Origin of the sequence: Limnohabitans sp. Rim11 (assembly GCF_001269365.1) — a bacterium.
Lineage (GTDB): Bacteria > Pseudomonadota > Gammaproteobacteria > Burkholderiales > Burkholderiaceae_C > Limnohabitans_A.
The window spans coordinates 47,196-70,161 of sequence record NZ_CXOM01000002.1 but is presented as its reverse complement, the minus strand read 5'-3'; the positions used below and the strand labels follow the sequence as shown (position 1 = coordinate 70,161).

Genomic DNA, 22,966 nt, shown 5'->3' with positions numbered 1-22,966 from the left:
CAAGTACATCAAACCGGCGTGAAGGCCAAGCGCACATAGATGGGCGCAAAGGCTTCGGCTTGGGTAATTTCAATCAGTGTCTCTTTGGCCAACTCAAGCAAAGCAATGAAGGTGACCACCAGCACGGGCGTGCCTTTGCTGGGGTCGAACAAGTTTTCAAACTCGACAAACTTGCGGCCTTGCAGGTGCTTCAACACAATGCTCATGTGCTCGCGCACGCTGAGTTCTTCTCGACTGATTTTGTGATGCTGAACCAGCTTGGCGCGTTTCAAAATATCTTGCCAGGCATCTTGCAGTTCAACCAAATGCACATCGGGGAAGCGAGGTTGCAAGCTTTGCTCGATGTAAACCTGTGCCTTTAAAAAGTCGCGACCGTACTGGGGCACATTGCCCAATTGCATCGAGGCCAATTTCATTTGCTCGTACTCGAGCAAACGGCGAACCAATTCGGCACGGGGGTCTTCGGGCTCTTGGCCTTCGGCCACTTTTTTGGGCGGCAACAACATGCGTGATTTGATTTCAATCAGCATGGCAGCCATGAGCAAATACTCTGCGGCCAACTCTAAGTTGTGCTCACGAATTTCATCGACATAACTCAGGTACTGGCGCGTGACCGCGGCCATGGGAATGTCGAGGATGTTGAAGTTTTGCTTGCGAATCAGGTACAACAACAAGTCCAGAGGACCTTCGAAGGCCTCTAGAAAAACCTCCAAGGCATCCGGTGGGATGTAGAGGTCGTTGGGCATGGAAAACAAAGGCTCGCCATACAGGCGTGCCACGGCCACGTGGTCGATGACCTCGGGTTGGCCCGCCGGATTGTCAACCGCAGGCAGAACCTCAATGGGCGCGAGTGTGTTTTCCAAAGACTTCAGCCTTTGGTCTGGTAGACGTAAGGTTTTTGAGCCACTTTGCCAGCGTTGAATTCTTTCAAGACATGGCGGTCGACAGATGCGTCCCACAAAAGCGCGCGTGCTTCTTGTTGAGCGCCGTCTAAATGAGGACGGTCTACTTTGAGTTGATCAATGAACTGGGTAGCGTCTGAACGGTAGTCAGGGCGACGGAAAAAATGCAAGAGCGACATGACAAAGCGCTTTCAGTTGAATAGAGGCATATTTTAGCGGGGTGTCACGCCTGTTTGACTGACAAAAGGGCCGTATCGAGGCCTGATTCGTAGTCCTGCAGAACATTTTGACCCACCAACTCTAGGAATCCTGTTCTGCGGGCAATGTCCAAGGGTTGATGACTCAGCCCGCATACGATGAGCCGTACCTGTTTCTTGTGGCAAATGCGCGCCAAGGCCATCAGTGCATCGGCCCCTGATGAGTCGATGTAAATGAGATTTTTAAGGTCCAAAACCAGTGTTTTTTCAGGCAGCTTGTCTTCAATGGCCTCCACCAGTTTGACCGCGCCAAAGAACAGGGCGCCATACAAGCGATAGGCGCTGATCTGGCCTTCTTGCTGTGCCAGTTTGGGGGTGTCTTTGCTGGTCAGCGCTTCAATACGGCTGAGGTTTGAAATTCTGTAAATGAAGGTGACGCAGGCTGCAAACAAGCCAAACTCAACAGCCACCGTGAGGTCGACCATGACCGTCAGAAGAAAAACAGCCAACAAGGTAATTCGGTAGGGAAGTCGAAACTGCTTGAGGTCGGTAAAGGCGTGCCATTCGCCCATGTTCCAAGCGACAAACATCAAAATGGCGGCCAATGTGGCCAGCGGAATGTGATTGGCCAGAGGCGCGGCTACCCAAACCACCAACAACAAGGTCAGGGCGTGGACCATGCCCGCGATGGGTGAGCGGCCGCCACTTTTGACATTGGTCACGGTGCGGGCAATGGTGCCGGTAGCAGGCATGCCGCCAAAGAAGGGCGTCACAAAATTGGCCACGCCTTGGGCCATCAATTCTTGGTTGGGGTTGTGGCGGTCGCCTATCAAGCCGTCGGCAATGCGTGCACAGAGCAAGGACTCAATGGCGCCCAGCAAGGTCAAGGTCAAGATGGGCATGCTCAAGTGCTGCAAACTGGCCAAGCTGAATTCTGGCCAAACCAAACTGGGTAACTCAGAGGGAATGCCGCCAAATTTGCTGCCGATGGTTTCAACTGGCAAGTTCGTCGCTTGGGTTAACCAAGTGGCAAAGACCAGCGCCACGATGGAGCCGGGAATGATTTTCAAAAATCCTTGCAGGCCTGACTGGGTGTTTGGGTTGGCACGATTTGTCACCAAGCGCTGCCACACCACGATCAAAATCAAGGAGCCCAAGGCCAATGCAAATGGAGTGGCTTTAAAACTGGGCAAGGCTTCATGCAAGGTGCGCAACATGCCAAAGAAATCGGCGGGCATGTTGTTGACTTTGAGGCCCAGAAAATCTTTGGCCTGGGACAACATGATGAGCACCGCAATGCCATTGGTGAAGCCAATGACCACAGCCACCGGAATGAAGCGGATGAGGGTGCCCAATTTGAGCAAGCCCATGATGAACAAAAGCACGCCAGATGCTGCTGTGGCAATGATCAAATTGGCCAAGCCATAGCGCTCCAAGATGCCATACACAATGACAATGAAAGCGCCCGCAGGACCCCCAATTTGAACCCTGCTGCCGCCCAGTGCAGAAATTAGGAAGCCTGCAATGATGGCAGTGAACAAGCCCGCTTCGGGTTTGAGGCCTGAAGCAATGGCAAACGCCATGGCCAAGGGCAAAGCCACCACGCCCACGGTGATGCCTGATGCGATGTCGGTGCCCAGTTGCTCGCGCGTGTAAGCCTTTAACGAGTCAACGAGCTTGGGGCGAAAGAAAAAGGCCATGCGTCAGTGTAGCGCTGAGAGCGGCCTAGTGCATGACCTTTTGAATGATCCCGATCAGTGAATGCGCATGCCGGGCTTTGCACCTGGCCATGGATTCAAGACATAAATACCTGGCTCGGCTTTTTCGTCTGCATGGCTGGCGGCCAGCACCATGCCTTCGGACACGCCAAACTTCATTTTGCGCGGTGCCAAATTGGCCACCATGACGGTGAGCTTGCCCACCAAGTCTTCGGGCTTGTAGACACTGGCAATACCGCTGAACACGTTGCGGTGTTTGCCTTCGCCCACATCCAAGGTGAGGCGCAAGAGTTTGGTGGAGCCTTCCACGGCTTCGCATTGCACAATTTGCGCAATGCGCAAATCGATCTTGGCAAAGTCGTCGATAGAAATGGTGGGGGCAATGGCTTCGCCGCCGGGCAGAGGAGCAGCCTCCACCACGGGCTCGGGCGCTTCGAACAATGAATCGAGCATGGCCACATCCACACGCTGCATCAAGTGCTTGTAATCGTTGATGGCATGACCTGCACCTAGTGAAGCCTTCACATCTGTGAAGTTCATGGCTTCAATGTTCAAGAACTTTTCAACGTTGCTGGCCAAAGAAGGCAGCACGGGTTTGAGCATCAGGCTGAGCAAACGGAAGGCTTCAATGCAGGTGGTGCACACGTCGTGCAGGCGTGTATCCATGCCTTCTTGCTTGGCCAATTCCCAAGGTTTGTTTTGGTCAACGTATTCGTTCACGCGGTCGGCCAAGAGCATCACTTCGCGCAAGGCTTTGGCGTAATCGCGTTCGTCATACAGTTTGGCAATGGGCGCTACGCCTTCGTGCAATTGCTTCAGCAAAGCTTGGCCGTCGGCCGATACCGTGCCCAACTTGCCACCCAAACGCTTGGCAATGAAGCCTGCGGCGCGAGATGCGATGTTGATGTACTTGCCCACCAAGTCGGAGTTGACGCGGGCCATGAAGTCTTCGGGGTTGAAGTCGACGTCTTCGTTGCGGCCATTGAGTTTGGCGGCAATGTAGTAACGCAGCCACTCAGGATTCATGCCCAGTTTCAAATACTTGAGAGGGTCGAGGCCAGTGCCGCGGCTCTTGCTCATCTTCTCGCCACTGACGGTTAAGAAACCGTGCACATACACCGCGTTGGGCGTTTTGCGGCCGCTAAAGTGCAGCATGGCGGGCCAGAACAGCGTATGGAAATACGTGATGTCTTTGCCAATGAAGTGGTACTGCTCAACCTTGGGGTTGTTGATGTAGGCGTTGTAGTCCACACCGATCTTGCCCAAATAATTTTTGAGCGAGGCCAAATAGCCAATGGGCGCATCGAGCCACACGTAGAAATATTTGCCGGGTGCGTCTGGAATTTCGATGCCGAAGTAAGGTGCATCTCGGCTAATGTCCCAGTCGCCCAAGCCGCCTTGACCTTCTTCGTCTTTGGCAAACCACTCTTTGATTTTGTTCAGCACTTCGGGCTGCAAGCGGCCTGACTCGTGTGTCCATTTTTCTAAGAACTCAACGCAGCGTGGGTCGGACAGTTTGAAGAAGTAGTGCTCGGATTGTTTAAGGACAGGCGTTGCCCCAGACAAAGCAGAGTAGGGGTTCTTAACTTCGGTGGGCGAGTACACCGCACCACACGATTCGCAGCTGTCGCCATATTGGTCCTTGGCGCCGCACTTGGGGCATTCGCCTTTGATGAAGCGGTCGGGCAAGAACATTGACTTTTCGGGGTCAAAGAATTGCTCAATGGTTTTGGTGGCAATCAGGCCCGCAGCTTTGAGGTCGCGGTAAATTTGTTGGGCCAGTTCGTGATTCTCTGCACCGTCTGTGGAGTGCCAGTTGTCAAATGCAATGTGAAAACCGTCGAGGTAAGGCTTGCGACCTGCGGCAATGTTGGCCACAAACTGCTGGGGTGTGATGCCTGCTTTTTCGGCGGCAATCATGATGGGGGCGCCATGCGCATCGTCTGCGCACACAAAATGCACCTCATGGCCTTGCATGCGTTGCGCGCGAACCCAGATGTCGGCCTGGATGTACTCCATGATGTGACCGATGTGGAAATTGCCATTGGCATAAGGCAAAGCGGTCGTGACAAAAATTTGTCGCTGGGCAGCAGTGGGGTTCGAAACAGGCAAAGCAGGCATGAGGGGACGGTTTGTAGGGGAATCCTCGATTTTATGGGCTTCGGCCGCCCGATGTCGCTAAACTTCTGGCCATTCGCAGAAAGTTTCACATGTCGACCTCAGAACAACTCCAAAAAGCCCTCGAATCCGTCATCGACCCCAACACTGGCAAAGATTTTGTCTCTACCAAAGCCCTTAAAAACCTGGTGGTCGACGGCGGCAATGTGGCCTTTGACGTTGAGTTGGGCTATCCCGCCAAGAGTCAAATTCCTGGCTTGCGCAACGCACTCATCGCTGCCGCCAAGCAGGTGCCCGGCGTGACCAATGTGTCGGCCAATGTCACCACCAAAATTGTGGCCCATGCAGCTCAGCGCGGCGTGGCCTTGTTGCCTCAGGTGAAAAACATCGTGGCCGTTGCCTCTGGCAAGGGCGGCGTAGGCAAGAGCACCACCGCCGTCAACTTGGCGCTGGCGCTGGCCGCAGAAGGCGCCAGTGTGGGCCTGCTCGATGCCGACATTTACGGCCCCAGCCAGCCCATGATGATGGGCATTGAAGGCCGCCCCGAAAGCGAAGACGGCAAAACCATGGAACCCATGGAAAACTATGGCGTTCAAGTGATGTCGATCGGTTTCTTGGTGAACCAAGACGAAGCCATGATTTGGCGCGGCCCCATGGCTACGCAGGCACTCGAGCAGTTACTGCGCCAGACCAACTGGAAAGATTTGGACTACTTGATCATCGACATGCCGCCAGGCACCGGTGACATTCAACTCACGCTCAGCCAGCGCGTGCCCATGACGGGTGCCGTGATTGTGACCACGCCCCAAGACATCGCTTTGCTGGATGCCAAAAAGGGCATCAAGATGTTTGAAAAGGTCGGCGTGCCGATCTTGGGCATTGTGGAAAACATGGCGGTACACGTGTGTACCAACTGTGGCCACGTGGAACACATTTTTGGCGCCGATGGCGGCAAGAAAATGGCCGAGAACTACCAGATGGACTACTTAGGCGCTTTGCCCTTGAACATGCAAATTCGTTTGCAGGCCGATAACGGTAAACCCACGGTGGTGGCCGATCCCGATGGCGAAGTGGCAGGCATTTACAAGTCGGTGGCGCGCCAAGTGGCCATCAAAATTGCGGCCAAGGCCAAGGACTTTTCGGCTAAGTTCCCAACCATCACTGTGTCAAAAAACACTTGATGCAAAAAGCAGTGGCCTCTGATTGAGGCCACTTCGCAAAGGCTTGAAGGCTTAGGCTTTCAAGCCTTTTTGTTTTCCATATCGCGAAGACGGAAACGTTGAATTTTGCCGGTGGCAGTCTTGGGCAATTCGCTCACAAACTGAATGAAGCGTGGGTATTTGTAGGGTGCCAAACGCTCTTTCACAAAGACTTTCACTTCTTCCTCGGTCAAGCTTTGACCGGCCTTCAGCACAATGAAGGCTTTGGTTTTGGTCAGGCCATCTGCGTCTACTTTGCCAATGACGGCCGCTTCCAAAATGGCGGGGTGCTGCACCAAAGTCGATTCCACTTCAAAGGGCGACACATAGATGCCGCTGACCTTCAGCATGTCGTCATTGCGGCCAGCATAGGTGTAGTAGCCATCGGCGTCACGCGAGTATTTGTCGCCACTTTTGGTCCATTCGCCTTGGAAGGTGTCGCGTGATTTTTCGCGGTTGTTCCAGTACATCAAGGCCGCTGAAGGGCCTTTGATGTAAAGGTCGCCAATCTCGTCATGAACGGTCAATACTTCACCTTGTTCACCGCGCAATTGCACTTCGTAGCCCGGTACAGGTTTGCCTGTGGTGCCGTAGCGCACATCGCCTGGGGCGTTTGACAAGAACACGTGCAACATTTCTGTGGAGCCAATGCCGTCAATGATTTCGCAGCCATATCGAGCGGTCCAACGCTCGCCAATGTCAGCCGGCAAGGCTTCGCCCGCAGAGGAGCAAAGACGCAATGCCACTTGATCTTTGGTGGGTAAGTCAGGGCTTGCCAACATACCGCCGTAACCGGTGGGCGCACCGTAAAACACGGTGGGCTTGTGATCGACTAAGCGTTTGAAAGTGGCTTGCGGTGTGGGGCGTTCGGCCATCAGCACCACGCTGGCACCCACGCTTAAGGGAAAGGTGAGGGCATTGCCCAAGCCATAGGCAAAGAACAATTTGGCGGCCGAGAACACCACATCGTTGGAGGTCAAAGCCAACACGCCTTTGCCATACAACTGCGCAGTCCAATACAAGTTGCCTTGGGTGTGCACTGTGCCCTTGGGGTTGCCAGTGGAGCCGGAAGAGAACAGCCAGAAGGCGGGCTCGTCGGCATGTGTTTCGGCAGGCAAGCTAGGACCCGAGGCGGAGGCCAACAATTCTTTGAAGTGCATGTTGGGGGCGGGCAAGTCGCCCTCATGGCGCGACACCACCACGTGCTTGATGCTCTTGGTGCCTTGTGCAATGGCGGCATTCAAAGTGCCCAGCAAAGCCGACGACACCAGGGCCGCTTGCGCGCGGCTGTTGTTGATCATGAAGGCGTAATCGTCTGCCGTTAACAAAGTGTTAACGGCAACAGGCACCACACCTGCATACAACGCACCTAAAAAAGAGACGACCCAATCGGTGCTGTCTTGCATCAGCAAAAGCACGCGCTCTTCGCGTTTGAGGCCCAATTTTCGAAGGCCCGCAGCGCAGGCTCTGATTTGATCGCCCATCTCGCCATACGTCAGGCTGCCTGCATCGTCGATGAGTGCCGTTTTGTCTTTGCGGCTGTTGTTGGCAGCAATCAAAAATTGCGCGAAATTGAATTGTGCGGGTGGTGCTGAAGGCAGAGCCATGGCGATCTCCGTGATCTGGGTCAAAAATGTGAGGGGTCTGCACTAAAACGCTTGGGCTTTAAGGCAACTCGCGGTATAAATGCACTATCTTGCTTGCGGACGAGTATGCAGTAAAGTGCATGTTTTGTCTGCACCCTAAATCTAGGGTTTTCCCTTGAATTTGTGGAATTCAGCATGCTCAATTCATTGTCTTGGAGACTTCGGTGACCGAATCATCGACCGCATTTGTTGAAGTGGGTAGCTCGCTTGAGCCCCTGCGCAGCCCCTTTTTGATGGCGCTGGGCGATCGTGTGCGCAACTTGCGTTCGCGCAAGGGCATGACCCGCAAAGCGGTGGCTTTGGCCGCAGATGTTTCAGAGCGTCATTTGGCCAATTTGGAATATGGCACCGGCAATGTTTCTGTCTTGGTGTTGTTGCAAGTCTCACATGCATTGCAGTGTTCGTTGGCAGAGCTGTTGGGTGATATCAGCACCAGCTCACCCGAATGGTTGTTGATTCGTGAGTTGCTCGGCAAAAGAACTGAAGCCGATCTGCGACGTGCACGGGTGCAACTGACGGAAATGTTTGGTGAGAGCGGTGATGCCACAGCGCGACGCACACGCATTGCCCTCATTGGTTTGAGAGGCGCTGGCAAAACCACGCTGGGCCAGCGTTTGGCCGACGATTTAGGATTTACGTTCATTGAACTGAGCCGCGAAATTGAAAAATTTGCGGGCTGCCAAATCAGTGAAATTCACAATTTGTATGGCGCCAATGCTTACCGCCGATATGAGCGCCGTGCACTCGAAGAAGCCATTCAAATTTACCCCGAAGTGGTCATTGCCACGCCAGGTGGGTTGGTCTCCGATTCGGCCAATTTCAATTTGTTGCTGACGCACTGCACCACCGTGTGGCTGCAAGCCAGTGCCAACGATCACATGTCGCGCGTTGCGGCACAGGGCGACTTGCGGCCCATGGCCGCCAGCCCAGAAGCGATGGAAGATTTGAAGCGTATTTTGGAAGGTCGTTCGGCTTTCTATTCCAAGGCCGACCTGAGCTTTGATACCAGCGCACAAGGTGCTGATGAAAGTTTCCAGCGCTTGAAAACGGAAGTTCGCAAAGTCATTCAGTGGGTTGAGTAAGGGCGGAAGAAATTTCTCAAAACCTAGGGTAAATACTTAATAATTGCATTAAATTGCATGTTGAGTGTCTGAATCGAATGCAATAAACTGCATGTCAGCGCGGTTCGATTGATTTCAAAGTCTCGAACCAGAGATTCAGACCCTACAAAGCCCTTCATTGGAGACCCAAATGACAACAGCGCCCATCGTCAATTACCAAACCAACCCAGAAAACTACAAGCACATCAGCTTGGCCTTTGACGGTGCAGTGGCCACCTTGTCGATCAACATCGACGAAAACGCCGGCATTCGTCCTGGCTACAAATTGAAACTCAACTCCTACGACTTGGGCGTGGACATTGAATTGCACGATGCTTTGCAGCGCATCCGCTTTGAGCACCCAGAAGTTCGCTCTGTGGTGGTTACTAGCTTGAAAGACCGCGTGTTCTGCTCTGGCGCCAACATCTTCATGTTGGGTGTTTCTACACACGGCTGGAAAGTGAACTTCTGTAAGTTCACCAACGAAACACGCAACGGCATCGAAGACTCCAGCAAACACTCTGGTTTGAAATTTGTCGCTGCATTGAACGGCGCTTGCGCTGGCGGTGGTTATGAACTGGCCTTGGCCTGCGACGATATCGTGTTGGTCGATGACCGCTCTTCTTCAGTGTCCTTGCCTGAAGTGCCCTTGCTTGGCGTGTTGCCAGGTACCGGTGGCCTCACCCGCGTGACCGACAAGCGCCACGTACGCCACGACTTGGCCGATATCTTCTGCACCAGCGTGGAAGGTGTTCGCGGTCAAAAAGCCGTCGACTGGCGCTTGGTCGATGCCATTGCCAAGCCCAACCAATTTCAACAAGTGGTTCGCCAGCGTGCTGACAACTTGGCCGCAAAAAGCGATCGCCCAGCGACAGAAAAAGGTGTGGCGCTCACACCGATTCAGCGCAACATTGCCGCCGATCAAATTAGCTACAACAACGTGACTGTTGAAATCGATCGCGCCAAGCGCTTGGCCACGTTCACCGTCAAAGCACCTGCATCTGCACAACCTACAGACATCGCAGGCATCTTGGCCGCTGGCGCTCAGTGGTGGCCTTTGCAAATGGTGCGTGAACTGGACGACGCTATTTTGCACATGCGCACCAACGAGCTCGACATTGGCACATGGTTGCTGAAAGCAACGGGCGATGCCAAAGCCGTGTTGGCCAGCGACGCTACTTTGTTGGCCCACAAAGACCACTGGTTCGTGCGCGAAACCATTGGCCACTTGCGCCGCACTTTGGCACGTTTGGATGTGTCTTCACGCAGCATTTTTGCGGTGATCGATCAAGGCACTTGCTTTGTGGGTACCTTTGCCGAATTGGCATTCTGTGCCGACCGCACTTACATGTTGGCCTTGCCCGATGACGCAGACAAAGCGCCTACCATTCAATTGAATGAGTTCAACTTTGGCTTCTACCCCATGGTGAACGATCAGTCGCGCTTGGCACGTCGCTTCTACGAAGAAGTGCCTGCCATGGAAGCCGCTCGCGGCGCCATTGGCAAAGCTCTGGATGCAGATGCTGCATTGGCCTTGGGCTTGGTGACAGCTGCTCCAGACGACATCGATTGGGAAGACGAATTGCGCATGTGCTTGGAAGAGCGCGCAGCCATGTCGCCAGACGCCCTGACAGGCCTCGAAGCCAACCTGCGTTTTGCCAGCCAAGAGAACATGCTCACACGTATTTTTGGCCGCCTCACAGCATGGCAAAACTGGATCTTCCAGCGCCCCAATGCCGTGGGTGAAAAAGGTGCCTTGAAGGTGTACGGCAAAGGCGAAAAAGTGCAGTTCGACATGAACCGCGTTTAAGCCTCAACGTACAAAAAGTTTTTTGAAAGTGTTGTGCAGCAAGGTTCCCGGTGGTCTTTGCTGCAACCAAAATTTGACCCCACCGTTGCTTTAATTTCTGGAGACTCACATGTCCGGTATCAACTACAGCGAAAAAATTCCTAACAACGTCAACTTGTCTGAAGACCGTACGTTGCAACGCGCCTTGGAACAATGGCAGCCCAACTTCATTAACTGGTGGGATGACATGGGCCCCGAAGGTTCAACCGACATGGACGTTTATTTGCGTACCGCGGTCAGCGTTGACCCACAAGGTTGGGCACAGTTTGGCCACGTCAAAATGCGCGACTACCGTTGGGGCGTGTTTTTGAACCCAGGCGAGCAAGACCGTCAAATTCACTTCGGCGATCACAAAGGCGAAAAAGCTTGGCAAGACGTGCCTGGCGAACATCGGGCCAACCTGCGCCGCATCATCGTCACACAAGGCGATACCGAGCCAGCATCTGTTGAGCAGCAGCGTCACTTGGGCCTCACAGCGCCCAGCATGTACGACCTGCGCAACCTGTTCCAAATTAACGTCGAAGAAGGCCGTCACTTGTGGGCCATGGTGTACTTGTTGCACAAATACTTTGGTAGAGACGGCCGTGAAGAAGCCGATGCTTTGTTGCAACGTAACAGCGGCAACGAAGACAATCCCCGCATCTTGCAGGCCTTCAACGAGAAGACCCCTGACTGGTTGTCCTTCTTCATGTTCACGTACTTCACAGACCGTGACGGCAAGTTCCAGTTGTGCGCTTTGGCCGAATCTGCATTCGATCCATTGGCCCGCACCACCAAGTTCATGTTGACCGAAGAAGCACACCACATGTTTGTGGGTGAGTCTGGCGTCAGCCGCACCATCCAACGTACTGTGGACGTCATGAACCAACTCAAAACCGACGACGTGGCCAAACTGCGCGCTGCCGGCGTGATTGATTTGCCCACCATCCAGCGTTACATCAACTTCCACTTCTCCGTCACCATCGATTTGTTCGGTGCCGATGAGTCTTCCAATGCCGCCACCTTCTACAGCTCTGGTTTGAAGGGCCGCTATGAAGAAGGCAAGCGCAACGACGATCACGTGTTGAAGGGCAACACTTACAAGATCTTGGCTGTTGAAAATGACAAGCTGATTGAAAAAGAAGTGCCGATGTTGAACGCATTGAACGAAGTTCTGCGTGACGACTACATCGTTGATTCCAAAGGCGGTATTGAGCGTTGGAACCGTGTGATTGAAAAGGCTGGCATTCCCTTCAAATTGACAGCCCCGCACAAAGCTTTCCACCGCAACATCGGTTCTTTGTCTGGCGCCAAAATCACGCCCGATGGCCGTGTGGTGACAGCCGAAGAGTGGATGGCCAAAGTGGGCGAGTGGTTGCCAACCAACGAAGACCGCGCTTATGTGGGCAGCCTGATGGGCCGTGTCACAGAGCCAGGCAAGTTTGCCAACTGGATTGCCCCTCCTGTCATGGGTATCAATCGTCAGCCTGTAGACTTCGACTACGTTCGTTTTAACTGAGATCTGACAAGATCTCAACCACACGCCATGACCACAGAAGCCGTTTTAATTCAGCAACACCTGATTGACCCAGAGATCTGCATTCGTTGCAACACCTGCGAGGCCACTTGCCCTGTTGGTGCCATCACGCACAATTCTCGCAACTACGTGGTTGATGCTGATAAATGCAATCTGTGCATGGCCTGTGTGCCACCTTGCCCCACAGGCTCGATTGACAACTGGCGCAGCATGCCCAAGGCCAAGGCCTATTCCATTGAAGAGCAATTGAAATGGGATGACTTGCCAGCCGCCTTGAGCGACGCTGACCTTCAGGCCATGGGCGTGGACGCACAAGCTGTTGCTGCGGCGCCTGCTGCAGAAGCAGCACCTGCCCAAGCGGTCAATGCTTCGGGCGAAGCTGTGTTCAATTCAGCCGCCTTTGGCTCGACTTTGCCGCCCTGGTCGGCAGCCCATGCGTACACCAACTTGTATGGTCCTAAAACGCCCACACAAGCCACGGTGGTGGGTAACTTCAAAGTGAACGAAGCCGGTACGTCTAATGAAACTCATCACATCGTGATCGATTTCGGTAGCATGCCGTTCCCAGTTTTAGAAGGCCAGTCTGTGGCCATCGTGCCGCCTGGTGTGGATGCTTCTGGCAAGCCGCACCATGCACGCCAATACTCCATTGCCAGCCCGCGCAATGGTGAGCGCGCTGGTTACAACAATTTGTCTTTGACGGTGAAGCGCGTGGTGGAAGACCACGACGGCAAGCCCGTCCAAGGCGTGTGCTCCAACTATTTGTGCGATGTGAAAGTGGGCGACACGATTCAAGTGATTGGCCCGTTTGGCAGCAGCTTCTTGATGCCCAACCACCCCAAATCCAACATCGTGATGATTTGTACGGGCACGGGCAGTGCGCCCATGCGCGGCATGACCGAGTGGCGCCGTCGTTTGCGTCAAACTGGCAAGTTTGAGGGTGGCAAACTCATGTTGTTCTTCGGGGCTCGCACTCAAGAAGAGCTGCCTTATTTTGGTCCGCTGCAAAAGTTGCCCAAAGATTTCATCGACATCAACTTTGCTTTCTCACGCACGCCAGGCCAGCCCAAGCGCTATGTGCAAGATGCCATGCGCGAGCGCGCCGCCGATTTGGTGGCCTTGCTCCAAGATCCCAACACGTACTTTTATGTGTGTGGTTTGAAGAGCATGGAAGAGGGCGTGGTTTTGGCTTTGCACGACGTGGCCACCCATGCAGGACTCAACTGGGACCAGTTGGGCGCCACGCTCAAAAAAGAAGGCCGTTTGCACCTAGAAACTTATTGAGTTTCTGACCCAGACTTCTGAGACTTCACTGAATTTCAGAAGTTTCACGCCGTCTGAAAGGCGGACAAGCGCCAATGACTTTGAATCATTGGTACTATCCGCCCATGAGTTCCAGACCCTCCATTGATGTAGCCGTCGTCATGCGCCGTGAGCGCGTGCAGGGTGACATGGCCAAATGGCAGACTTGGCGCTGGGTTTTGGACGATGTCACGCCCCAAGAAGAAGGCTTTGGTTCCAGTCCCAAATGTTTGCGCGATGGCGATGACGGCGCGCTTTGGCTGTTCCCCAATTTCAACGTTGAGTTGTATCCAGACGATGCCGAAGGCTACTTGCTGAACGTGACCTCGCCCGATCCATGTTTCTTCGTGATGTGGCGCATGGAAGAAGAACCCGCAATCAGCACAGAGTTGGTGGCCAAGCCCGAACGCGTTTCTTTGAGCTACCACGATGCAGGTCGCTGGCTAGACGCCCAAGAAACCATTGAGCAAGTGCCGGCTTCCCCCGACATCGTGGAATGGGTTCGAGAGTTTGCCAAGCAGCACTACACCCCTGAGGTGAAGCGTCGGCAACGGCCCCAAAGTTTTCAAGCTCTTACAGATCGTTTTGGCCAACCCGCTAAAGTGACCACCAGCGATCGCTCTGGCCGAAAGGTGGACGGCACATGAGCGAGAACGAAGGTGGATTTTTCAGCCGATGGTCGCAGCGCAAGCAGGCTGTGAAGTTGGGCTTGGCTGAAGAAGAAAAGCCACAGCCAAAAAATCCAGAGCCTGTTCAGTCCAAGGCGGCACCGCTGGCTACCGCCCAACAAGATGCCGCTGACAACAAGGCGGAGCCTGTGAAGTTGCCTACCTTGGCCGATGTCGAACAACTCACACCACAATCCGATTTTTCTTCTTTCATGTCTCAAGGCGTCACGCCTGAAGTTCGCAATGCGGCCATGAAAAAACTCTTTACCGACCCTCACTACAACGTGATGGACGGCCTGGACATTTACATTGGCGACTACAACACGCCCGACCCCATGCCTGCAGGCATGTTGGCCAAAATGGTGGGTGCTCAATTCTTGGGTTTGGTCAAAGCCCCCGAAGATGTGGCACAGTCCAACCCACTTGAAAGCCAAATTCAACATTTACCAGAGACAAGCTTGACTGCACAAGCAGACAAGTTAGACAAATCAGAGCCCCTAGAAAATAACTCGGCACAACATGACCACACTCATTTGCGATTGCAACCAAACCATGCCCCTGCAGACCCAGAAGCTGGGCCAGGCGCTGGGTGAATCGCTGACACTGCACAGCACCCTTTGCCGCAGAGAAGCGGGCGCATTTCAAAAGGCCATTCAATCGGGCCAGGAAGTGGTGGTGGCTTGCACCCAAGAGAAAAAGCTTTTCTCTGAATTGGCATCTCAAACGGAAGGCGCTACTTCACCCATCAAATTTGTGAACATTCGGGAGGCTGGCGGATGGAGCAGCGAGGCGCAAAACGCTTCTCCCAAACTGGCGGCCTTGTTGGCCGCTGCACATTTGCCCGAACCCGATCCCGTGCCTGTCGTGCCCTTCAAGAGTGAAGGTCGTTTGCTCATCATTGGCCCGCTCGATCAAGCTGAAAAAGCAGCCGCCATGGTGGCCGATGTTTTGCAAGTGACTATTTTTGCGCAAGGTGCTGGCGAAGCCGGTGGTTCACAAGAGCGTCAATTTCCAATTGTTGCTGGGCAGTTGCAAAGTTTGAGTGGATGGTTGGGTGCATTTGATGTGTCTTGGACAGACAGCAATCCGATCAACTTGGATTTGTGCACCCGCTGCAATGCCTGCGTGCAAGCCTGCCCCGAAAACGCCATTGGTTTGGATTACCAAATTGACATGAACTTGTGCAATGCCAGCCGCGCTTGCGTCAAGGTGTGTCAATCGGCAGGGGCCATTGATTTCAACCGTGTACCCTCTGAAACCTCAGAAAAATTCGACCTGATCTTAGACCTTCGTCAAGCGGGAGCGACTGGCCCGCAGTTTTTGCAACACGCACCTCCACAAGGCTATTTCAAATGGGATGGCCGCGATCTGGCGACACTCATCAAATTGCGCGACATGGTGGGTGAGTTTGAAAAGCCCAAATTTTTTGCCTACAAACAAAAGCTGTGTGCGCACAGCCGCAACGAAACGGTGGGCTGCAATGCCTGCGTTGACATTTGCTCTGCAGAAGCCATTTCAAGCGACAAGTCGCGTCAACAAATCAAGGTGAATCCCAATTTGTGCGTGGGTTGCGGCGCGTGTACCACCGTGTGTCCTACGGGTGCTTTGACCTATGCCTACCCCAAGGCCCAAGAACAAGGCTCGAAAATCAAAACGCTGCTGTCTACCTACCATGCTGCGGGTGGCAAAGACGCTGTACTGATGTTGCACAGCCAAGAGTCCGGACTCAAAGTGGTGGAAGAGCTGGGCCGTGCAACGCAACTCAAATTGGCCAAGGGTATGCCTGCCAATGTGATTCCCATGTCCTTGTGGCACACCGCCAGTTTGGGTTTGGAAGTTTGGCTAACGGCCGTGGCCTATGGTGCGCACCAGGTCTTGGTGCTCTGCACAAACGAAGAAGCACCTCAATACTTGGAAGGGCTTGAGGCGCAAATGGCCGTGGCCCAGAGTTTGTTGGCGGGCCTAGGCTACGAAGGCGTTCATTTTCAAATTGTGCGTGCCAAAAACGGCATGGATTTAGACGCTAGTTTGCAAGCCAATGCCGCCGCAAAAGCACAAGCCAAATGGAAGAAGCAAGTGCCGGCCGTGTATGCCAAGTACGCAGTGGCGCCCGAAAAGCGCAGCACCCTGGAGCTAGCACTTGACCATTTGAGTGAGCATGCGCCCTCTGTTTTACAAGCCGACAACAGTGTCATTGCGTTGCCTGCTGCATCACCTTTGGGCGCTTTGAAAGTCAATGCAGACAAATGCACTTTGTGCCTCAGTTGTGTGAGCGCATGCCCTGCCAGCGCACTCCAAGACAACCCTGATTTGCCGCAACTTCGTTTTATTGAGAAGAACTGCGTGCAGTGCGGCTTGTGTGCCACTACATGCCCAGAAGACGCCATTGAGTTGATTCCCCGATTCTTGCGGACGCCTGAGCGCAAGCAAGCTCAGGTACTGAATCAATCTCAGCCTTATGGCTGTGTGAAATGTGGCAAACCTTTTGGCACCTTGAAAGCCATTGAAGCCATGTTGGGCAAATTAGCAGGCCACAGCATGTTCCAAGGTGCCGCTTTAGAGCGTCTCAAAATGTGTGGTGATTGCCGCGTCATTGACATTTATTCCAATTCGGATGAGGCCAAGATTGCCAACATCCCTCCTAAATCTTGAAGAAATCCAAATGACTTCTAACCTGTCATCGTCCTCAGCCCTAGATGAAGAAACGGCACGCGCTGAAATTTATGGTTTGTTGGCGCTGCTGTTTTACCAAGTTCCCAGTTCTGAGCTTTTGGCTCAACTGAGGGTTGCGGTGACCGATGCGCCAGTCGAAGGTAGTTTCTTGGAAGAACCATGGCGTCAACTGGTCGAGGCATCTAGAGTGTCAACTGATGATGACATTGCCGCGGAATTCAACCACTTGTTTGGGGGTGTTGGAAAGCCTGAGGTTTACCTTTACGCCTCGCATTACATGAGTGGATTTTTGAACGACAAGCCCGTGGCCAGGCTGCGTGAAGACTTGACGGCATTGGGCTTGGAACGCGACGACAGCATGTCAGAGACAGAAGATCACTTTGCGTGTTTGTGCGAAGTGATGCGCTATTTGATAGCGGGCGACGATGTGACTGTCTCCAATTTGACGCATCAAAGAGAGTTCTTTGCCAAGCACATTCAGCCATGGGCTCAAGAAATGACCGAGGTCATTGCCAAGCACCCACGAGCCAAATTCTTTGGGCAATTGGCAGAATTTACCCAAGCATTTTTGAACATTGAAACGCAAGGTTTTGATTTGCTGACCTAAAGCAAGCTTCTGTCAAGAAAGCGTACCCGTCTAAGGGTTTCCCCATTGTGCGAGTTTGACAAGCTGATACGATCGCGCACGTATGCAAAGTATTTCCTAAGCATCTTCAGAGGAAACATTGATGAGTACTCAAAATCCAAAAGTTTCACGTCGCACTTTGTTCGCAGGTGCAGGCACAGTTGGCGCCGTTGCGGTGGCCACCAGCATGTTGCCCCAAGTGCAAGATTTAGCGCCACAAGCTAGCAAAAAAGCCAAGCCCGAGCGCGGCGGTGGCTACGAGCTCTCCGAGCACGTCAAGCGTTACTACAAGACCACCCTGGTCTAAGTCCTTTCTCAAACACTCACCTCTTCTGGAGAGTTTCATGTTGTTGACCAAAAAGAATTCAGGCGCCACAAGCGCTTCATCGCCCTTCGTGCACAGCTTGCGCCGCGGCCTCACACAGGCATTGCCCACCTTAGACCGTCGCACCTTCTTGCGCCGTTCTGGTTTGGGTGTGGGTGTTGGCTTGGCCGCATCGCAACTCAGCCTTGTGAAAAAAGCACAAGCTGCTAACACTGCTGGCATTGTGGGCGCTGGCAAAGTTGAAGTGAAGCGCACCATTTGCACACACTGCTCTGTGGGCTGTGCTGTCGATGCGGTTGTTGAAAACGGCGTTTGGGTTCGACAAGAGCCTGTGTTTGATTCCCCAATCAACTTAGGCGCCCATTGCGCCAAGGGTGCGGCATTGCGCGAACATGGCCACGGCGAGTATCGCCTGCGCTACCCCATGAAACTGGTCAACGGCAAATACGAGCGCATCAGCTGGGACGTGGCCCTGAAAGAAATCAGCGAACGCATGATGGAGTTGCGCAAAGCCAGCGGCCCCGACAGCGTTTACTTCATTGGTTCTTCCAAGCACAACAACGAGCAAGCGTACTTGATGCGCAAGTTTGTCAGCTTCTGGGGCACCAACAACACCGACCACCAGGCGCGTATTTGCCACTCCACTACCGTTGCCGGTGTGGCCAATACATGGGGCTACGGCGCCATGACCAATTCGTACAACGACATGCAAAACAGCAAGTGCGCCATGTACATTGGTTCCAACGCTGCCGAAGCGCACCCCGTCAGCATGTTGCACATGCTGCATGCCAAAGAAAACGGCTGCAAGATGATCGTGGTCGATCCACGCTTTACACGCACGGCAGCCAAAGCCGACGAATACGTCCGCATTCGCTCTGGTACCGACATTCCATTCTTGTTCGGCATCCTGTACCACATCTTCAAAAATGGATGGGAAGACAAAAAGTACATCAACGATCGTGTGTATGGCATGGAGGCTGTCAAGGCCGAAATCATGGCCAAGTGGACACCCGACAAGGTGGAAGAGGCTTGCGGCGTCAAAGAAGAGCAAGTTTTCAAAGTGGCCAAGATGCTGCACGAAAACAACCCCAGCACCATTGTGTGGTGCATGGGCCAAACCCAGCACACCATTGGCAATGCCATTGTTCGTGCCTCTTGCATCTTGCAATTGGCGCTTGGTAACGTTGGCAAGTCTGGCGGCGGCACCAACATTTTCCGCGGCCACGACAACGTGCAAGGCGCCACCGACGTAGGTCCTAACCCCGATTCATTGCCAGGCTACTATGGCTTGGCTGAAGGCTCTTGGAAGCACTTTGCCAAAGCTTGGGACGTCGACTTTGAGTGGATCAAAGGTCGTTATGCCAGCCCCGCCATGATGGGCAAGAACGGCATCACCGTGTCGCGCTGGATTGATGGCGTACTCGAGAAGAACGAACTGATTGACCAAGACAGCAACCTGCGCGGTGTGTTCTATTGGGGCCATGCGCCTAACTCACAAACACGCGGTTTGGAAATGAAGCGCGCCATGGACAAGCTCGACTTGTTGGTGGTGGTCGATCCTTATCCTTCTGCCACAGCCGCCATGGCCGCTATGCCTGGCAAGCCAGAAGACCAGAACCCCAACCGTGCGGTTTACTTGTTGCCAGCTGCCACGCAGTTTGAAACCAGTGGCTCTTGCACCGCGTCCAATCGCTCCTTGCAGTGGCGCGAGAAGGTCATTGAACCCTTGTGGGAAAGCCGCTCCGATCACATGATCATGTACCAATTGGCCGACAAATTGGGCTTTGGCAAAGAGCTGGTCAAGAACTACAAAATGCAAAAAGTCAAAGGCATGGACGAACCCGTGCCAGAAGACATCTTGCGCGAAATCAACAAGTGCGTCTGGACCATTGGCTACACCGGACAAAGCCCAGAGCGCCTCAAAGCCCACATGCGCAACATGCATGTGTTCGATGTCAAAACGCTTAAGTCAAAAGGCGGTAAAGACAAAGAAACAGGTTACGACTTTGGTGACGATTACTTCGGTTTGCCATGGCCATGCTACGGCACGCCCGAACTCAAACACCCAGGTTCACCCAATTTGTACGACACCTCCAAGCACGTCATGGAAGGCGGCGGAAACTTCCGCGCCAACTTTGGTGTGGAGCGCGAAGGTAAGTCTTTGTTGGCTGAAGATGGTTCGCACTCCAAAGGTGCCGACATCACCACTGGCTACCCTGAACTCGATCACGTCTTGCTCAAGAAATTGGGCTGGTGGGGCGAGCTCACAGAGGCCGAAGCCAAAGCAGCCGAAGGCAAAAACTGGAAGACCGATTCTTCTGGTGGCATGATGCGCGTGTTCATGAAGAACCACGGTTGCCATCCCTTCGGCAATGCCAAGGCTCGTGCAGTGGTTTGGAACTTCCCCGATCCTATTCCTCAGCACCGCGAGCCACTGTATGGCACCCGTCCAGACATGATGGCCAAGTACCCCACGCACGACGACAAGAAAGCCTTCTGGCGTCTGCCCACGTTGTACAAAACCATTCAAGACAAGAACATTGCCGACAAGGTGCATGAGAAGTTCCCGCTCATCATGACATCGGGTCGTTTGGTCGAGTACGAAGGTGGTGGTGAAGAAACCCGTTCCAACCCATGGCTGGCCGAATTGCAACAAGAGATGTTTGTCGAAATCAATCCGCAAACAGCTTCTAAGCGCGGCATTCGCAATGGCGATCGGGCTTGGGTCAAGTCACCCACGGGTGCTCGCTTGAATGTGCAAGCCTTGGTCACCGAGCGCGTGGCGCCCGATACCGTGTTCTTGCCATTCCACTTCTCAGGTCGTTGGCAAGGTGCCGACATGTTGGCGCATTACCCCAATGGCGCAGCACCTATTGTGCGGGGTGAAGCTGTCAACACAGCCACCACTTACGGCTACGACAGCGTCACCATGATGCAAGAAACCAAAACAACCGTTTGCGATGTGGAGAAGGCGTAAAGCCTTTGCCACACACAGGAGTAAAACATGGCAAGAATGAAATTTATCTGTGATGCAGAGCGCTGCATTGAATGCAATGGTTGTGTCACGGCTTGTAAAAACGAACACGAAGTACCTTGGGGCGTCAACCGTCGCCGCGTGGTCACTTTGAATGACGGCGTGCCCGGCGAAAAATCCATTTCTGTGGCGTGTATGCACTGCTCAGATGCGCCTTGCATGGCAGTCTGCCCCGTCAACTGTTTCTATCGCACCGAAGAGGGTGTGGTGTTGCATGACAAAGACGTTTGCATTGGTTGCGGCTACTGCTCCTATGCATGCCCCTTTGGCGCACCTCAGTTCCCAAGCGCAGGCACCTTCGGTGTTCGCGGCAAGATGGACAAGTGCACCTTCTGCGCAGGTGGCCCCGAAGCCAACGGCAGCCAAGCCGAATTTGAAAAATATGGTCGCAACCGTTTGGCCGAAGGCAAGTTGCCTGCGTGCGCTGAAATGTGTTCCACCAAAGCCTTGCTCGCTGGCGATGGCGACGTGGTGGCCGACATCTTCCGCAACCGCGTGGTTCAACGCGGCAAAGGTGCAGAAGTTTGGGGTTGGGGTACTGCCTATGGCAGCAAAGCCGATGCGAAAGGTGCCAAGTCGTGAACAGCATCAAACGATTGACAGGCGTGGCCATCGCTGTGCTTTTGACGGCAGGCCTCACTGCTTGTGTCGACAAAGCCCAAGAATTGGCAGGCCAGCCTAAAGTGGACGCAGCGCCCTACACCGGCACTGGCGTGAAGGCATTTACCGAGTCTGACTGGAAAGCTGGCGACAAAAACAGCTGGGCCCAGCAACTTAAAACGCGCGCTCAATATGGGCAAAACGATCACACGCGATCCAACTGAACGTGGGAGAGCAAGCATGAACCGATCTTCGGTAACTAATTACATCCAGTCGGGCCTGCTGGCGGCTGGCTTGATGTTGGGTGGGGCCTTGAGTGTGTCCGCTCAAACACCAAGCGCAGCATCTGCGGCAGCACCAGCATCGGCGGCGGCACCTGCAGCTGCCGACAGTGGCAAGACAGGTGCACTTGGCGTTCAAAGCGCCAATATTTTTTCCATTGCACCCGACGCCAACACCGATCCCAAGTACGCAGATCAAAACAACGGCGATCGCAGCAAGGTTCAGCCTGGCAACAATGCGCCCATGTGGCGACAAGTCGGCGCAGGTGTAACGGGCTACAGCAGCCTTCCCGCGTCAGAGGCGCCTGAAGCTGGCAATCTCATTCAGCCTTTTGTTCAGTACCCAGGTTCTAAGCTCACCACAGCGGGCGAGGCATGGCGTCAAGTGCGCAACAACTGGATCATTCCTTACGGTGGTTCCTTGTTGCTCATCGTGGCATTGGCCATTGCCTTGTTCTACTACGGCAAAGGAACCATGAAGTTGCACGGTACCGAGACTGGCCGCAAGATTGAGCGATTCACTCCGCTAGAGCGTGCAGCCCACTGGACTAACGCCATTGCTTTTGTGTTGCTGGCTGTGTCTGGCGTGGTCATTGCCTTTGGAAAGTATTTCATCCTGCCCGTCATCGGTACAGCCTTGTTTGGTTGGTTGACCTATGCCTTGAAAAACATCCACAACTTTGCAGGCCCCTTGTTTGCGGTTTCCCTGATCATTGTGTTTGTCACTTTCTTGAAGGACAACTTCCCTAGCAAAGAAGACATCACTTGGTTGCTCAAGGGTGGCGGTATGTTCTCAGGTCATGAAGTGCCATCGCACCGCTTCAATGCTGGTGAGAAAGTCGTTTTCTGGTTTGGCGTTTTGGGTCTGGGTGTCATCGTGGTGGGCTCTGGCTTGGTATTGGACAAACTCATTCCAGGTCTCATTTATGAGCGCAGCACCATGCAAATTGCCAACATGATCCATGGTGTCGCCACGGTTCTCATGATGGCCATGTTCATGGGACACATCTACATGGGCACCATTGGCATGCAAGGCGCTTACAGCGCCATGCGCGAAGGCTATGTCGATGAAACTTGGGCCAAAGAACACCACGAACTTTGGTACAACGACATCAAAGCAGGCAAGATTCCTGCACAAAGATCTCCTGAAGCAGTTGCCCAAGGTGGTACCGTTTCCACATCGGCATCTGCCTAAAGTTTGAGGATACAAACC

Annotated in this window: 19 protein-coding genes; 14 read left to right on the top strand and 5 right to left on the bottom strand. The window is 53.7% G+C overall.

All coding sequences use genetic code 11. The features are described from left to right. Positions 1-8: 8 nt before the first annotated feature. From AMM03_RS05010 to metG, 4 genes are read right to left on the bottom strand one after another with little or no spacing between them, the layout of a single operon-like run. Positions 9-863 (bottom strand): segregation and condensation protein A, encoded by an 855-nt coding sequence (locus AMM03_RS05010; protein ID WP_369793666.1) that lies wholly within the window; start codon positions 861-863, stop codon positions 9-11. 5 nt (positions 864-868) lie between these two features. Beyond that, complete coding sequence (locus tag AMM03_RS05005; RefSeq protein ID WP_090130585.1) at positions 869-1,072, bottom strand: DUF3460 family protein; 204 nt, start codon at positions 1,070-1,072, stop codon at positions 869-871. 53 nt (positions 1,073-1,125) lie between these two features. Then, positions 1,126-2,799 carry a SulP family inorganic anion transporter gene (locus AMM03_RS05000; RefSeq protein ID WP_090129401.1) on the bottom strand — a complete coding sequence of 558 codons (1,674 nt, stop codon included), beginning with the start codon at positions 2,797-2,799 and terminating at the stop codon, positions 1,126-1,128. A 54-nt stretch (positions 2,800-2,853) separates the two neighbouring features. Next, positions 2,854-4,938, bottom strand: coding sequence for a methionine--tRNA ligase (metG, locus tag AMM03_RS04995; RefSeq protein ID WP_090129400.1), 2,085 nt, complete (start codon positions 4,936-4,938; stop codon positions 2,854-2,856). 89 nt (positions 4,939-5,027) lie between these two features. Between metG and apbC the strand changes: the two genes are divergently transcribed. Next, positions 5,028-6,116: an iron-sulfur cluster carrier protein ApbC gene (gene apbC, locus AMM03_RS04990; RefSeq protein WP_090129399.1), complete on the top strand. Its 1,089-nt coding sequence runs from the start codon at positions 5,028-5,030 to the stop codon at positions 6,114-6,116. 59 nt (positions 6,117-6,175) lie between these two features. Here apbC and AMM03_RS04985 read toward each other — a convergent pair whose 3' ends face one another. Beyond that, positions 6,176-7,741: a benzoate-CoA ligase family protein gene (locus AMM03_RS04985; RefSeq protein ID WP_090129398.1), complete on the bottom strand. Its 1,566-nt coding sequence runs from the start codon at positions 7,739-7,741 to the stop codon at positions 6,176-6,178. Positions 7,742-7,944: 203 nt separating this feature from the next. On the opposite strand from AMM03_RS04985, the gene AMM03_RS04980 reads away from it, so the two are divergent. The 13 genes from AMM03_RS04980 to AMM03_RS04920 all read left to right on the top strand — a co-directional run bounded on the left by AMM03_RS04980 (position 7,945) and on the right by AMM03_RS04920 (position 22,948). Then, positions 7,945-8,862, top strand: a complete 918-nt coding sequence (locus AMM03_RS04980) for a helix-turn-helix transcriptional regulator (protein ID WP_228764571.1) — start codon at positions 7,945-7,947, stop codon at positions 8,860-8,862. A gap of 169 nt (positions 8,863-9,031) precedes the next feature. Further along, positions 9,032-10,690: a 2,3-epoxybenzoyl-CoA dihydrolase gene (gene boxC, locus AMM03_RS04975; RefSeq protein WP_090129397.1), complete on the top strand. Its 1,659-nt coding sequence runs from the start codon at positions 9,032-9,034 to the stop codon at positions 10,688-10,690. Between the two features lie 109 nt (positions 10,691-10,799). Beyond that, positions 10,800-12,227, top strand: coding sequence for a benzoyl-CoA 2,3-epoxidase subunit BoxB (gene boxB / locus AMM03_RS04970; protein ID WP_055359882.1), 1,428 nt, complete (start codon positions 10,800-10,802; stop codon positions 12,225-12,227). 27 nt (positions 12,228-12,254) lie between these two features. Further along, on the top strand, positions 12,255-13,529 hold the full coding sequence (gene boxA / locus AMM03_RS04965; protein ID WP_090129396.1) for a benzoyl-CoA 2,3-epoxidase subunit BoxA: 1,275 nt from the start codon (positions 12,255-12,257) through the stop codon (positions 13,527-13,529). Positions 13,530-13,633: 104 nt separating this feature from the next. Continuing rightward, positions 13,634-14,194 carry a DUF3305 domain-containing protein gene (locus tag AMM03_RS04960; protein ID WP_090129395.1) on the top strand — a complete coding sequence of 187 codons (561 nt, stop codon included), beginning with the start codon at positions 13,634-13,636 and terminating at the stop codon, positions 14,192-14,194. Continuing rightward, positions 14,191-14,808: a DUF3306 domain-containing protein gene (locus tag AMM03_RS04955; RefSeq protein WP_090129394.1), complete on the top strand. Its 618-nt coding sequence runs from the start codon at positions 14,191-14,193 to the stop codon at positions 14,806-14,808. Before AMM03_RS04960 ends, AMM03_RS04955 begins: the two co-directional genes overlap by 4 nt. Then, positions 14,768-16,867 carry a 4Fe-4S binding protein gene (locus AMM03_RS04950; protein ID WP_090129393.1) on the top strand — a complete coding sequence of 700 codons (2,100 nt, stop codon included), beginning with the start codon at positions 14,768-14,770 and terminating at the stop codon, positions 16,865-16,867. The genes AMM03_RS04955 and AMM03_RS04950 overlap by 41 nt, the downstream gene beginning before the upstream one ends. A 10-nt stretch (positions 16,868-16,877) precedes the next feature. Further along, complete coding sequence (locus AMM03_RS04945) at positions 16,878-17,495, top strand: TorD/DmsD family molecular chaperone (protein ID WP_090129392.1); 618 nt, start codon at positions 16,878-16,880, stop codon at positions 17,493-17,495. A 121-nt stretch (positions 17,496-17,616) separates the two neighbouring features. Beyond that, positions 17,617-17,820 (top strand): formate dehydrogenase, encoded by a 204-nt coding sequence (locus tag AMM03_RS04940; RefSeq protein WP_090129391.1) that lies wholly within the window; start codon positions 17,617-17,619, stop codon positions 17,818-17,820. A 37-nt stretch (positions 17,821-17,857) separates the two neighbouring features. Further along, the gene (locus AMM03_RS04935) at positions 17,858-20,815 is read left to right on the top strand and encodes a formate dehydrogenase subunit alpha (RefSeq protein ID WP_090129390.1); all 2,958 of its coding nucleotides are present in this window, start codon (positions 17,858-17,860) and stop codon (positions 20,813-20,815) included. Between the two features lie 27 nt (positions 20,816-20,842). Beyond that, positions 20,843-21,454: a formate dehydrogenase FDH3 subunit beta gene (gene fdh3B, locus AMM03_RS04930; protein ID WP_090129389.1), complete on the top strand. Its 612-nt coding sequence runs from the start codon at positions 20,843-20,845 to the stop codon at positions 21,452-21,454. Next, positions 21,451-21,696, top strand: a complete 246-nt coding sequence (locus tag AMM03_RS04925) for a hypothetical protein (protein WP_228764570.1) — start codon at positions 21,451-21,453, stop codon at positions 21,694-21,696. The genes fdh3B and AMM03_RS04925 overlap by 4 nt, the downstream gene beginning before the upstream one ends. Before the next feature lie 16 nt (positions 21,697-21,712). Then, a complete protein-coding gene (locus AMM03_RS04920) occupies positions 21,713-22,948 on the top strand; it encodes a formate dehydrogenase subunit gamma (protein ID WP_369793665.1) in 1,236 nt (411 codons plus the stop codon). Positions 22,949-22,966 lie beyond the last annotated feature (18 nt).